The 14,020-nt window shown below is 36.4% G+C and carries 14 protein-coding genes and 1 other RNA gene; 1 reads left to right on the forward strand and 14 read right to left on the reverse strand.

Annotation, left to right across the window (positions count from 1 at the left end; translation table 11 throughout):
- Window positions 1-5: 5 nt before the first annotated feature.
- The 5 genes from mnmA to BMZ99_RS11990 form a co-directional block, all read right to left on the reverse strand.
- Window positions 6-1,097 carry a tRNA 2-thiouridine(34) synthase MnmA gene (gene mnmA, locus BMZ99_RS11970; protein ID WP_090937231.1) on the reverse strand — a complete coding sequence of 364 codons (1,092 nt, stop codon included), beginning with the start codon at window positions 1,095-1,097 and terminating at the stop codon, window positions 6-8.
- 8 nt (window positions 1,098-1,105) lie between these two features.
- Window positions 1,106-1,477, reverse strand: a complete 372-nt coding sequence (nifU, locus tag BMZ99_RS11975) for a Fe-S cluster assembly scaffold protein NifU (RefSeq protein ID WP_007952835.1) — start codon at window positions 1,475-1,477, stop codon at window positions 1,106-1,108.
- Between the two features lie 26 nt (window positions 1,478-1,503).
- The gene (nifS, locus tag BMZ99_RS11980) at window positions 1,504-2,709 is read right to left on the reverse strand and encodes a cysteine desulfurase NifS (protein WP_090937235.1); all 1,206 of its coding nucleotides are present in this window, start codon (window positions 2,707-2,709) and stop codon (window positions 1,504-1,506) included.
- On the reverse strand, window positions 2,690-3,148 hold the full coding sequence (locus BMZ99_RS11985; protein WP_090937238.1) for an RrF2 family transcriptional regulator: 459 nt from the start codon (window positions 3,146-3,148) through the stop codon (window positions 2,690-2,692). The genes nifS and BMZ99_RS11985 overlap by 20 nt, the downstream gene beginning before the upstream one ends.
- Window positions 3,149-3,251: 103 nt before the next feature.
- The gene (locus BMZ99_RS11990; protein WP_090937241.1) at window positions 3,252-4,541 is read right to left on the reverse strand and encodes a replication-associated recombination protein A; all 1,290 of its coding nucleotides are present in this window, start codon (window positions 4,539-4,541) and stop codon (window positions 3,252-3,254) included.
- A 176-nt stretch (window positions 4,542-4,717) separates the two neighbouring features.
- On the opposite strand from BMZ99_RS11990, the gene BMZ99_RS11995 reads away from it, so the two are divergent.
- Window positions 4,718-5,035 (forward strand): hypothetical protein, encoded by a 318-nt coding sequence (locus BMZ99_RS11995; RefSeq protein WP_090937244.1) that lies wholly within the window; start codon window positions 4,718-4,720, stop codon window positions 5,033-5,035.
- Between the two features lie 119 nt (window positions 5,036-5,154).
- On the opposite strand, the gene ssrS is transcribed toward BMZ99_RS11995, so the two are convergent.
- From ssrS to BMZ99_RS12040, 9 genes are all read right to left on the reverse strand, one after another.
- Window positions 5,155-5,323, reverse strand: a non-coding RNA gene (ssrS, locus tag BMZ99_RS12000) — 6S RNA.
- Window positions 5,324-5,420: 97 nt separating this feature from the next.
- Window positions 5,421-7,214, reverse strand: coding sequence for an aspartate--tRNA ligase (gene aspS / locus BMZ99_RS12005; protein ID WP_090937247.1), 1,794 nt, complete (start codon window positions 7,212-7,214; stop codon window positions 5,421-5,423).
- A 1-nt stretch (window position 7,215) separates the two neighbouring features.
- Entirely contained in the window at window positions 7,216-8,481 is a 1,266-nt protein-coding gene (gene hisS, locus BMZ99_RS12010; RefSeq protein ID WP_090937250.1) for a histidine--tRNA ligase, read from the reverse strand.
- A 136-nt stretch (window positions 8,482-8,617) separates the two neighbouring features.
- Window positions 8,618-9,073, reverse strand: coding sequence for a Fur family transcriptional regulator (locus tag BMZ99_RS12015; RefSeq protein ID WP_090937253.1), 456 nt, complete (start codon window positions 9,071-9,073; stop codon window positions 8,618-8,620).
- A 9-nt stretch (window positions 9,074-9,082) separates the two neighbouring features.
- Complete coding sequence (locus BMZ99_RS12020; RefSeq protein ID WP_090937256.1) at window positions 9,083-10,126, reverse strand: AI-2E family transporter; 1,044 nt, start codon at window positions 10,124-10,126, stop codon at window positions 9,083-9,085.
- A 23-nt stretch (window positions 10,127-10,149) separates the two neighbouring features.
- Complete coding sequence (locus BMZ99_RS12025) at window positions 10,150-10,770, reverse strand: MBL fold metallo-hydrolase (protein WP_090937259.1); 621 nt, start codon at window positions 10,768-10,770, stop codon at window positions 10,150-10,152.
- A gap of 13 nt (window positions 10,771-10,783) precedes the next feature.
- Entirely contained in the window at window positions 10,784-11,233 is a 450-nt protein-coding gene (gene dtd, locus BMZ99_RS12030) for a D-aminoacyl-tRNA deacylase (RefSeq protein WP_090937261.1), read from the reverse strand.
- The gene (locus BMZ99_RS12035) at window positions 11,230-13,440 is read right to left on the reverse strand and encodes a RelA/SpoT family protein (protein ID WP_090937264.1); all 2,211 of its coding nucleotides are present in this window, start codon (window positions 13,438-13,440) and stop codon (window positions 11,230-11,232) included. The genes dtd and BMZ99_RS12035 overlap by 4 nt, the downstream gene beginning before the upstream one ends.
- A 28-nt stretch (window positions 13,441-13,468) precedes the next feature.
- Window positions 13,469-13,981 carry an adenine phosphoribosyltransferase gene (locus tag BMZ99_RS12040; RefSeq protein ID WP_090937267.1) on the reverse strand — a complete coding sequence of 171 codons (513 nt, stop codon included), beginning with the start codon at window positions 13,979-13,981 and terminating at the stop codon, window positions 13,469-13,471.
- Window positions 13,982-14,020: the final 39 nt, after the last annotated feature.

A 14,020-nucleotide genomic window follows, 5' to 3' on the forward strand; every position in this document is an offset into this window, starting at 1 on the left:
TATTTTTAAATAGAATTTTTAATAATACCTCCACCAATAACCATGTCCCCATCGTAAAAGACTACTGACTGCCCCGGCGTAATGGCGCGCTGCGGTTCACGAAATTTTACATGTACACGACCTTCAGGCAAAGGAGATACTACAGCAACTCCTTCACGAGAGCCATATCGAATTTTAGCCGAAACTGTAATTGGTGCTTCCAAATGATCGATTGCAATAAAATTTAAATCTTCAGCAATGAGTTCAGAGGAAAATACATCTTCATTAGAGCCAACAATAATTTGATTATTGTCGAAATCTAATTTTACTACATATAGCGGCTGTCCTGTTGCAAGACCTAACCCTTTACGTTGACCAACTGTGTATAGTGGCAATCCCTGATGTTGCCCTACTATTTTTCCATGTATATCAATTATATTACCTGGACGCAAAGAATCTGGCGATTTGTCCGCCAAAAATCCCTTATAATCATCATCTGGCACAAAACAGATTTCTTGACTTTCAGGTTTATTAGCAACTGACAATCCAAATTCAGCTGCTAATTCTCTTGTTCTTACTTTTGTATAATCACCTAAAGGCATCAAAAAATGTTTTAGTGTATTTTGATTCAGATGGTATAGAGCGTAGGATTGATCTTTAGTATGATCAATACCTTTACTCAATGTATGCCTACCTAAATGATCATCATATCCTATACGGGCATAATGACCAGTAGCAACATACTCAGCACCTAAAGCTAATGCTTTTTGCAATAAACCTTCAAATTTAACGTAACGATTACAAGCAATGCAAGGATTAGGAGTCTTTCCAGCTCCATATTCTGCTACAAAATAGTCAATAACAGTAGATTCAAACATTTCGCGAAAGTTTAAAACATAATAAGGTATACCTATTTTATCTGCAACTCTGCGGGCATCATCAACTGCACTTAGTGAACAGCATCCACGATTTTCAGCATCATTTTCTGGCACATCTTTATCCCATATTTGCATAGTTGCACCAATGACATCATATCCTTGCTGCACCAAAAGGGCGGCAGTTAAAGAACTGTCCACCCCTCCACTCATCGCTACAAGAACTCTTGGCTTTGTACTCATGAATTAAATCACTTTCCTTTTTTGCTGATATAGTCTTTAATCGCTTCATGCAATGCATCAGCTGCTAAATTGGAACAGTGCATTTTAGCGGGTGGAAGACCATCTAGAGCTTCAGCTACTGCATCATTTGAAATTTTTAAAGCTTCATCAAGGGTTTTTCCCATTACTAACTCTGTTACCATACTGCTAGTCGCAATGGCAGCACCACAGCCAAAAGTTTTAAATTTTACGTCTTTAATAATATCATCTTGAACATCTAAATAAATTCTCATTATGTCTCCGCATTTGGCATTGCCAACTTCTCCAACACCATTAGCGTTTTCTATTTCACCCACATTGCGAGGATTTGTAAAATGATCCATTACTTTTTCAGTATACATAAAATTGTCCCCTTTCAATAATTAAATTAATGATGATCGCATTGACTACAAGGATTATTCGCTGCTAATTTGGAATTGGCATTTAATGGTGACATACTACGCAATCTCTCAAGAATTTGTGGTAATACTTCTAAGCAATAATTGACATCAGCTTCTGTGTTTCCACGACCTAAAGAGAGTCGAAGTGATCCATGTGCGACTTCATGTGTGAGCCCCATCGCTAATAAAACATGAGATGGGTCGAGAGATCCTGAAGTGCATGCTGAACCACTTGATGCGGCAATACCTTTCAAATCTAGATTTAAAAGAAGAGACTCTCCTTCCACATAGAAGAAACTAATATTTACATTACCAGGTAACCTAATTTCTTTATGACCGTTCAGCTTAATATCAGAAATCTTTTCTTGGATCCCATTAATCAGTTTATCCCTTAGATTTGTAAGATGAGAAATTCTTTGATCTAGTTCAATTTTGGCAAGTTCAGCAGCTTTTCCTAGTCCCACAATTCCAGGTACATTTTCAGTTCCAGGTCTTAGTTTGCGTTCTTGAGAGCCACCATGTTGTGTGGATTCAATTTTTACACCTTTACGTATATAAATAGCTCCAATGCCTTTGGGTCCATATATTTTATGACCTGACAAACTAAGTACATCAATATTAAGTTCATTTACATCAATATGACAGTTCCCTACAGCTTGTACTGCATCCGTATGGAAATATATTTTCTTTTCTTTTGCTAGTTGTCCAATCTCTTTAATAGGTTGGATCGTCCCAACTTCATTATTGGCAAACATTACACTGATGAGTATTGTCTTATCAGTAATGGCATTTTTTACATCTTCTACGCTAACCATAGCATTTTCATCAACTGGCAAATAAGTAACTGTAAAACCTTGTTTCTCTAAGTATTCACAGGCGTGTAATATCGCATGATGCTCAACAGCTGTAGTAATGATATGGTTTCCTTTTTTTCGATTAGCAAAAGCAATGCCTTTTAATGCAAGATTATCTGACTCTGTACCACCGCTAGTAAAAAAAATCTCATTTGCAGCAGCACCAAGTAAAGCTGCTACACTGCTTCTTGCTTCTTCTACTGCCTTACGTGTCTCACGACCAAAAGAGTGAACACTGGAAGGGTTACCAAATTTTTCTGTCATATATTCTAGCATTACCTTTGCTACTTCCCTATCCACCGGTGTAGTAGCCGAATGATCAAAATAAATTCTTTCCATTATCACATACATCTCCTTGTAATTGTTCTTCTTGGCACAAGTCAGCAAGAGAAATTGAATCTAAAACAGAACTTATACTGTCGCAAACTTTAGCCCAAACACCACGGGTTACACAAATTTCAGCTCGCTCGCAATAATCATTGTCCTCTGCATCTGTTAACAAACAATCAACTAAAACAATCGGACCTTCCATCGTTCTTATAATATCACCAACTGAAATTTTTTCAGGTTCTTTGCTTAAAGAATATCCACCTTGCGCACCACGAATACTTTTAACATATCCAGCATTACGTAAAGTACTCATGAGTTGTTCTAAGTAATTTTCAGAAATCTTTTGCCGCTGTGCGATACTTTTTAAAGATATTGGTCCCTCTCCATAGTGCATGGCTAAATCATACATGGCCGCCACACCATAACGTCCTTTTGTAGATATTTTCACATTAGCCTCTCCTCTTTGCTATATCCTAGCATTCCTAGTAGCATAGTAGGTTTTCTTATTTATTAATATATCAAAATTATTACAGATTGTCAAAATGAATTATTTATTTTTTGAGATTTTCTTCTTTACCATTTTTGCTAGGCCTATAGTAGACTGTGCCAGTTAATTCATCCGGTAAATATTGTTGTTTGACAATATTTCCTTCATAATTATGGGGATATAAATAATTTGCACCATGACCTAATTTTTTTGCACCATGATAATGTGCATCTCGTAAATGCAAAGGAACTTGTCCGCAATTTTTTTGTGTAAGGTCATTAATTGCCTGATCAATAGCCATATAACATGCATTACTTTTTGGCGCTGTTGCGATATAAATTACAGCCTGTGATAAAATAATGCGTGCTTCAGGCATTCCAATAAACTGAACTGCTTGGGCGGCAGCCATTGCAACAACTAATGCTTGAGGATCTGCATTACCAACGTCTTCAGCTGCACAGATTACAATACGCCTCGCAATAAACTTGATATCTTCTCCTGCAACAACCATACGTGCTAAGTAATGTATTGCAGCATCAGCATCCGATCCACGCATGCTCTTAATAAAAGCCGAAACGATATCATAATGATGATCTCCGGATTTATCATAAGGCTGTATTTTTTCTCCCACCACTTCTTTGAGAATGGAAATCGTTATCTTTTTAGTATTCATGGAACTCATCATAGTGGCTGCTTGTTCTATAATATTTAATGCTACTCGCGCATCACCACCTGACAAATCAGCAATGATCGACAATGTTTCTTGGTCATATACAAGATTGAACTTGCCGAGGCCACGTTCATGGTCGTTAATGGCTTGTTCCATAATTTCTACTAGTTCAGCTACTCCAAGGGATTTTAAACGAATCACTCTCATTCTAGATAATAAGGCAGCATTTACTTCAAAATAAGGGTTTTCTGTTGTTGCACCAATTAAAATGATCCTGCCATCTTCCACATAAGGCAATAATACATCTTGCTGCCCTTTATTAAATCGATGTATTTCGTCAATGAAAACAATCGTGCGCTGGCGATAAAATCCAAGCCTTTCTTTTGCCGCCTCAACAATCTTACGAATATCTGCAATGCCAGCTGACACTGCATTTAATTTTTCAAAATGACTACCAGTACTGTTAGTAATAATTTGTGCTAAAGTTGTTTTGCCTGTACCCGGTGGTCCAAATAAAATCATAGAAGGAAGATTATCAGCATCTATCATCTTTCGTAAAAATTTATCTTTACCGATAATATCATTTTGTCCAATAAATTCATCTAAAATTCTTGGACGCATACGTACGGCTAAAGGAGCTGTTTGGTTATTCTCTACTTGATTGGAATATGAAAATAAATCCATTATATCACCTTTTTATTAAAAAATATTCAAATTTACATATTATTACAAATTAATTCAAGTAATATTTTTCTTTGACTTTATATACAGCTTTTATTATACTTTATGTAAGTGCTTGTAGTAACTTGATTTTTTAAAAATTAATATTAATTTTTTTGATTAAAGGACGGATAAAAATTATGGAAGACATCCTTCGCCAGCTGCTCGCAGGTCAAAAACAAATTACAGAACGGTTTGATCTTATCGATCAACAACTTAATAGTTTAACAGAAGGACAAGCTTCTATCAATGATAGGCTTGATAATTTACAAGATGATCTTCTCAGTCTGAGCAGCGATGTTTCCAATCTTAAAGGAGATGTCTTGGCCATTCGAAAGGATACTACAACATTGAAAAAAGATACTAGTTCTATAAAAAAAGATTTACGTTATGCATGGGAAGATATTCAAAAATTGGATAAACGTGTACATATACATGAAAGTTTAATTGCAAAATAAACCATCTACATTCGATGGTTTTATTATTAGACACACATAGAGATCAAATTAAAGCCGCTCTTAGTCTCACTTATATAAGATGAGACTCTTAGAGCGGCTTTAAAAAACTGGAATAAGATAACGCTCCACCATGCCGTAGTCTAGTGTTTTGAACCTGCTTAAGCAGGTGGGTGCCCTCCTGCTTACATAAAGTTTCCCAAACGGGCATACCGCAGTAAGCAGAGATAGACTCCCTAATACAATGTGTTGGATCAAAACAACTAGTGTTTACGCACACAGCAGAGTCATCACGATCTTAAATTTATAGTATCAAATCCATCATTAAATAGCAAGAATGAGAGCAAGGAACATTTTACCATCCCTTGCTCTTTTTTGCGTTATGCTATTATATTTTAGCTTTAGATGAAACTGTTGTCTTAATAGACAACTCTCTTAGCTGTTTATTATCAACCTCAGATGGCGCCTGTGTCATTACATCAGTAGCACTTTGGTTTTTGGGGAAAGCAATTACATCGCGAATGGAAGAACGTTTTGCCATTAACATAATAAGACGATCTAATCCAAATGCAATCCCACCATGAGGTGGTGTGCCAAACTCAAATGCCTCAAGCATATAACCAAATTTAGCCACTGCTTCTTCCTGAGATAATCCAATAGCTGTAAATACCCGTTCTTGTAGCTCACGATTATAAATTCGCATGCTACCACCACCGATTTCAGTACCATTCAGTACCATGTCATAGGCTTTTGCTTTGATTCGACCAGGATCGCTTTCTAGATATTGTATGTCTTCTTCTCTTGGTGAAGTGAACGGATGATGCATAGCAACCCAGCGTTTTTCTTCTTCATCATATTCAAACATTGGAAAATCTACAACCCATAAGAAAGATAACTTATCCTCATCAATTAAATTAAGACGACGAGCCATTTCTAAACGTAACTGACCTAGTGCATTAGCGACTACAGATGGTTTATCTGCAACAATAAGCAATAAATCACCAGTTTCAATTTCAGCGGCCTTGGTGATTTCCTCCATGATATCATCAGACAAAAATTTAGTAATGGCGGACTTAATACCGTCAGCAGTATAGCTAATCCAAGCTAATCCTTTAGCACCATAAATAGACACATACTCAATTAAACCGTCCAGTTCGCGCCTTGGGGCATGAGCATACCCTTTAACATTTATTGCTTTTACTTGCCCCCCATTTGCTAATACAGTTTCAAATACTTTAAAATTTGAACCTTTAACAGCATCGGAAAGATCAATAAGTTCCATAGCAAAACGCACATCAGGCTTATCAGAACCAAAACGATTCATAGCATCATCATAACTCAAGCGTAAGAAAGGCGTTTGCAGTTCAGCGCCAATTGCTTCTTTAAACAATTGAACTGTCATCTCTTCCATCATTGGCAAAAGATCTTCCCGGTCAACAAATGACATTTCAATATCAAGCTGTGTAAATTCTGGTTGACGGTCCGCTCGTAAATCTTCATCACGGAAGCAGCGTGCAATTTGAAAATAGCGCTCCATCCCTGCAACCATCAGCATTTGTTTGAAAATTTGAGGAGATTGAGGCAGTGCGTAAAATTTCCCAGAATTCACACGACTTGGTACCAAATAATCTCGAGCACCTTCCGGAGAACTTTTCATAAGTACAGGTGTTTCAATTTCCATAAAACCATTATTATCAAAAAAGTCCCGCATGCTTTTGGTTACACGATGACGCAACATTAAATTTCTTTGCATCTCTGGACGACGTAAATCCAAATAACGATATTTTAAACGTAAATTTTCATCTACGTCAATATTATCCTGAATGTAAAATGGAGGAGTTTTTGCAGCATTTAAAACTCTAAGCTCTGCAGCATAAACTTCAATCTCACCTGTTGCAATATTGGCATTTATCGTAGATGCATCTCGCAATTTTACTGTGCCGCGAACCGCTAATACAAATTCAGAGCGAACTGACTCTGCTTTTTTAAAAGAATCAAAATCTACCTCTTGAGAAAAAACAACTTGTACAAAACCAGAGCGGTCTCGTAAATCAATAAAAATAAGTCCCCCATGGTCACGACGACGCGCCACCCATCCGCATAATACAACTTCTTGCCCCACATTTTCTTTGTTTAGAAAATCACACGAATGTGTTCGTTTTAAACCTATCATAGTTTCCATATTAAGCCTCCACATCTAATTCTATCTTTTGCTGTACTTCATCTATATTAATCAATTCTTGTACACCTGTTAACATGTTTTTTAACATGATTTTGTCTTGCGCAGCTTCCTCTTCACCAATAATCGCGACAAATTTTGCTGAGTACTTATTAGCCTGCTTCATCTGCCACTTAATACCTTTTTCCATAAAATCCATTTCTGCAGTTATGCCATTTTCACGCAAATTACATAGCAGCTTAAAGGCAATTCCTTGCATATCAATTCCCATTGGTGCAACAAATACATCAATAGTATTTGAAAAAACAGGTAATAATTTCTGCTTTTCCAAAGCCAGCAAGATACGCTCTATGCCAATTGCAAAACCAATGCCTGGAGTTGGTTGACCTCCACATTCAGCAACCAAACCATCATATCTGCCACCACCGCATACAGCACTTTGTGCTCCAAGAGGTGCATATTGAATCTCAAATGCAGTTTTCGTATAATAATCCAATCCGCGAACTAAACGAGGATTTAGTTTAAAGTCTACTTCCGCTAGAGTTAACAATGATTTTAAATGATTAAAATGTGTACTGCATTCATCACATAAACAATCAACAATATGAGGAGCACCTTGGGTTTCTTCTGTACACTTCTCTTTTTTACAATCAAGAACTCGCATTGGATTGCGTTCAAATCTCGATTGACAATCCGAGCATAAATGCGAGGTTTTCTCTCGTAAAAAATCCTGTAATTTTTCACGATAAATGGGTCGGCATTGCGGACATCCTACGGAATTCAAATATAATGTTAAATCATCTAACCCCAATTTTCTTAGTAATTGCACTGCTAACATAATAATTTCAGCATCAATAGCAGGTCCTTTAGAACCTAATGCTTCCACACCAAATTGATGGAATTGACGATACCTTCCAGCTTGAGGACGGTCATATCTAAACATTGGCCCTATATAAAAAAGCTTGTTTAATAACGTATCTGCATATAATTTATTTTCTAAGTAAGAACGTACTACTGCAGCTGTATTTTCTGGTCGCAAAGTAAGGCTACGCTCACCTCTATCAGTAAAAGTATACATTTCTTTTTCTACAATATCAGTTGTTTCGCCAATACCACGCAAAAATAACTCTGTATGCTCAAAAACCGGAGTCCGAATTTCTTTATATAAGTACAAACGACAAATATCCCGGATAACTTGTTCAATGTATTGCCAATTGCCGCTTGCCTCAGGCAATATATCCTTTGTTCCACGCGGGCCTGTTACCAACATAGTGTTCCTCCTTATTATTCCGTTAGCATCATTCTGAAAAGGGAAAAACTGACGTTGCCTCATAGCAACATCAGTTACTAACACAGCCTTATCACTGTTAACTCCCTAGTGCTCACCTTGCTAGCAATGCTAAAAGTTACTCGCTAATCTCACGCTTTTGTTGACATTCGTCACAATATCCATAGAATTTCACTTGATGATCAACAATAGTAAAATTACTTTTGCGGGAAATCACCGTTTCAAGAGTTTCTAATAAATCATCTTCAAATTCTTTTACCTTATTGCAAGATAAGCAAATCAAGTGATGATGATGGTGCGGTGTAGTTTTTTCATTAATTTCATAACGACTGCGTCCATCACCAAAATCCATTTTTTGCAGAACGTCTAATTCACTAAATAATTCTAAAGTACGATATACAGTGGCTAGTCCTATTTCAGATGAATGTTGCCGAACAATTGTATGTACATCTTCTGCACTTAAATGTTCATCTTGATGATCAACGAAAGCTTCTAGAATAATTCTACGCTGAGGTGTTAACTTATATTGCTTCTCTTGAAATTTTTGTCTAATATCCATCATGTCAATTGCCATTTTATCCACCTATCTTTCATTTGTTATCCATAACTGTCTAATTAATACCCTCAAGAGTGCCGCCACTGGGACAGCTAACATCATGCCAATAATTCCCCATAACTGGCCACCAATTAACAGACTAATAATAATCACAACAGGATGTAAATCAATCGTATGCCCCATAATATTCGGAACAACAATCTGGTTCTCAATTAATTGCACAAGAATATAAAAGATAATCACCTTAAATGCTAACGTGGGAGAAATTAAATACGCTAGCATAATGGCTGGAACAGAACCAATAATAGGTCCAATAATGGGAATTGATTCTGTACACGCTGCAAGAAGCCCAAGCACCAAAGGATAATCCACCCCTAGCATATACATACCACTAAATACAAAAATACCAATAATAATACTGATGATCACTTGTCCTCGAATATAAGCACTAATAACCAGAGACATTTCCTCAATAATTTTACGAACTCTCTCTCGAGATTCTACTGTAAATAATGATACGATCTTATCTTTTAAAATACTCCAGTCTTTTAAAAAATAATAAGCAAGGACAGGTACAACTACAAGTTCAACGATACTTGATGCAAAGCCAAATGCAGCTTGCAATATACGTCTAGCTAAATCAGCAGAAAAAGAAGCGGCACTAGCAATCGCCTGCTCAATAAACGTGTTAATATTTGCCGGAAGGTCTAATAATTGAGCACGTTGCTGAATTTTAATAGCGATGTTTTGTATTTTTGATATTAAATTAGGTAAATCAATAATAAATTTATCAAATTCATGTATGAAGGGCAATAATACAAAAGTCCCCACTACCAAAAGGAATAAAATAAGGATTAAAAATGCACATATTACAGAAATACCTCGACCAATATGTCTGTTTTGGGGACCAAATCGTATGTTAGTAATATAATTTACCAGTGGATTTAAAATAAATGCCAATATCATAGCAAGAATGATAGGAAAATAAATCGGCGTAACCTTTATTATTATGTAAAGTCCTAATAATAAAATGCCGATTTTAAACCATATATCATATGATTTAAATGACATAGACCTCCCCCATTCATATAAGGTTATTGAATAAATGGATTATTATAACGCTCATTTCCAATGGTTGTTTCTGATCCGTGTCCAGGCAATATTTTAGTAGCATCAGGCAAAATTAATAACTTTTCTTTAATGCTTTTTATTAATTGCGGATGTGACCCCCCAGGAAAATCAGATCTACCTACAGATTGTTCAAATAAGGTATCACCGCTAAATACAACGTCATTAGCTTTAATGCATATTCCTCCAGGAGTATGACCTGGGGTGTGTATTACTTGAAACTTCATTTCTCCAACCTGAATGATTTCACCATCTGTTAATAGACGATCTGCCGCCTTACATATAAGATTATTACCAATATACATAGATAAATTACCTTGAGCACTGATTAACATATTTGCATCATCTTTATGAATTAGTATAGGCGCACCAGTATGCTCCATTATTCTATCATTATCGCCAATATGATCTGCATGTCCATGAGTATTAATAATAGCCACTATTTTAATGTTTTCTCGTCTTATGACATTGATAATATCCTGAGCATTACCACCAGGATCAATTACAGCTCCTTCTAAAGTTTCTTTACTGTAAACAATATAACAGTTAGCCCTCAGGTTTCCCACTTCTAATCGAATAACCTTCATAAAATTTCACCTCCTAAAATTTTTTTTTACTATCAAGTAAAATCGTAACTGGCCCATGGTTATCTAGGGACACTGTCATTTCTGCTTGAAATTTTCCAGTAGCGACAATAACACCGAGCTGTTTACAACGCTCAACAAAAGCATCATATAATTTTAAAGCTAATTCCGGTGGAGCTGCTCCATCAAAGCCTGGACGTCGTCCTTTCCGGCAATCACCATACAAAGTAAACTGTGAAACGACTAACAATTCTCCTTTTATATCCAATAGTGATAAATTCATTTTACCACTATTATCAGAAAAAATTCGTAAATTTACAATTTTTTCTGCCAAATAAGATACATCTTCCTGTGAATCGTCATGTCCTACACCTAATAACACTGTCAACCCTTGCCCAATGGTAGCTATTATTTCATTATCAACAGCTACTCTTGACTGTAATGTACGCTGAACAACCGCTCTCATCCCACACCGCCTAAATTAGGCATAGTCCGATGTACACTATATACATCCTTAACACGACGCATCTTAGTCATAATATGCTCTAATTGATTTAAATTACTAATATTTAAAGTTAATGTAATGGAACCTATATTGCTTTTTAAGACTTTAGCGTTTACAGAGCTAACTTTAATTTTGCTTTCAGAAGTAACTAGAAGAATATCTGATAATAATTCAGAACGGTCTACACCTGTAACCTCAATAATTACTTTATATAGATTACCGGCGGTTAAATCCCAACTTACCTCAATCATTCGTTCATATTCCTCGGGCTGAACTAAAATATTAGTACAATCTGCACGATGTACTGATACTCCACGACCTCTAGTAATATAACCGATAATAGGATCGCCTGGTAATGGATTACAACACTTGGCTAACCGTACCATTAAACCGGATTCACCTTCTACTAAAATACCATGTCCTGATTTATTCGTATTATTGTTTGGTTTAAGTTTAGCTAACAATTTAGAGACATCAGAAGCCTCTTTAGTGCTCCCTACTTCTTTTTTGTAAGCTTCAATTAACTTAGTCATTATGCCATGAGTTGTTACACCACCATAGCCTAATGCAGCCATCAAATCTTCTTCTGTTTGTATATTAAATTTCTTCCCAACTTCAGCTAACCTTTCCCCTTTAGCTAGCTCACGCCAGTCATATCCAATCTTCTTGCTCTCTTTTTCGAGCATTTCACGACCTTTTATAATGTTCTCTTCTCGTTTTTCTTTCTTGAACCACTGGCGGATTTTGTTTTTAGTATCGGAAGAACCTACTATGTTGAGCCAATCCCAACTAGGCCCATTTCCCGTTTTACTTGTAACAATTTCTACAATGTCTCCATTCGTTAATTTAGTTTCAAGTGGAACCATTTTACCATTAATACGGGCACCAATACAACGATTTCCGACTCCAGTGTGAATACGATACGCAAAATCAATAGGCGTGGACCCCGCAGGTAAATCGATTACATCTCCTTTAGGAGTAAAAACAAATACTTCATCCGAAAAGATATCCATTTTAACTGTTTCCATAAACTCATGAGGATCTCGCAAATCTTGCTGCCACTCAGATACTTGTCTAAGCCATGTCAGTTTTTCATCAAAATCCTTGTTAGCACCTTTAGATCCTTCTTTATAGCGCCAGTGAGCCGCAATACCATACTCAGATGTACGATGCATATCCATTGTACGGATTTGAATTTCCAGAGGCTGTCCTTCGGTACTAATTACCGTTGTATGTAATGATTGGTACATATTACTTTTTGGCATCGCAATATAGTCTTTAAACCGCAAGGGCAAAGGTTTCCACAATGTATGTACAACACCTAAGGCACCATAACAATCCTTGACCGTATCCACTAATATTCGAACAGCAGACAGATCATAAATCTCACTAAGATCTTTATTTCCCTTTAACATTTTTTTATATATGCTATAAAAATGCTTAGGTCGTCCCTGTATATCGGCTTTAATATCAACATCATTTAAACGTGCCGACAAGATTTTGATTGCCTCATTAATTAATTGTTCTCGTTCACGACGTTTTTGCTTAACTTTTTCAACTAATTCATAATACTTTTCAGGCTCCAAGTAACGAAATGCAAGATCTTCTAATTCCCATTTTACACTAGATATTCCTAGCCTATGAGCAAGAGGAGCAAAGATTTCATGGGTTTCTTGAGAAATCCTGCGTTGTTTATGTTCCGGCATGTGCTTAAGAGTTCGCATGTTATGTAAGCGATCAGCTAATTTTATCAATACTACGCGGATATCTTTTGCCATTGCTAAAAACATTTTACGGAAATTCTCTAGCTGCTGTTCTTCTTTTGATTTATATTCAATTCGGCTTAGTTTAGTTACTCCATCAACCAACATAGCAACTTCTTTGCCAAATAACTTTTCAAGTTGCTCCAAGGAAAAAGCTGTATCTTCCACAACATCATGCAATAAGGATGCGCTAATAGTCAATGCATCAATTTGTAATTCGGCTAATATTTTAGCTACTCCTAGTGGGTGACAAATATATTCTTCGCCCGAAGCTCGCGTTTGCCCTCTATGAGCATCAGCAGCAAGCTCATAAGCTTGTTGAACAATTGCAATAGGAGCATCAATTTGATAGGATTGTATTTTATGTATAATCTCTTCGATCGTATTTTGCCCGTCACAACCCATATGCACACCTCAATACACTATATTCTCTCTAATATTTCAACAATGACGTAATATTATAATTTTTTAGATTTTTACGTCCTTCAAGATAAGATAACTCAATCAAAAAAACAAGACCTACAACGACTCCTCCTAAAGCTTCAACCATAGAAATTGTAGCTTGCACCGTACCGCCAGTAGCTAGCAGATCATCAACAATTAATACTTTTTGGCCTGGAATAATTGCATCTTTATGTATTTCCAAAGAGTCTTTACCATATTCTAAGTTATATTCATGCTTTAATGTTTCAGCGGGTAATTTACCAGGCTTACGCACTGGCACAAAACCAGCTTTTAAGGCATAGGCAACAGGAGCACCAATAACAAATCCTCGCGCTTCAGGCCCCACCACCAATTCAATCCCTTGCCCTTGAAACGGTTCAGCTAAAGCATCTATCGCTTGGTGAAAACAAATTCCATCTTTCAACAATGTAGTAATATCTTTAAAGCGAATACCTTTTTCTGGAAAGTCAGTTACCACCCTAATATTTTCTTTAAAATCCATGAAATAAACCTCCTATACATTCTATACGATAATTGACTT

Source organism: Pelosinus propionicus DSM 13327, assembly GCF_900114615.1.
GTDB classification, from domain to species: Bacteria; Bacillota; Negativicutes; order DSM-13327; family DSM-13327; genus Pelosinus; species Pelosinus propionicus.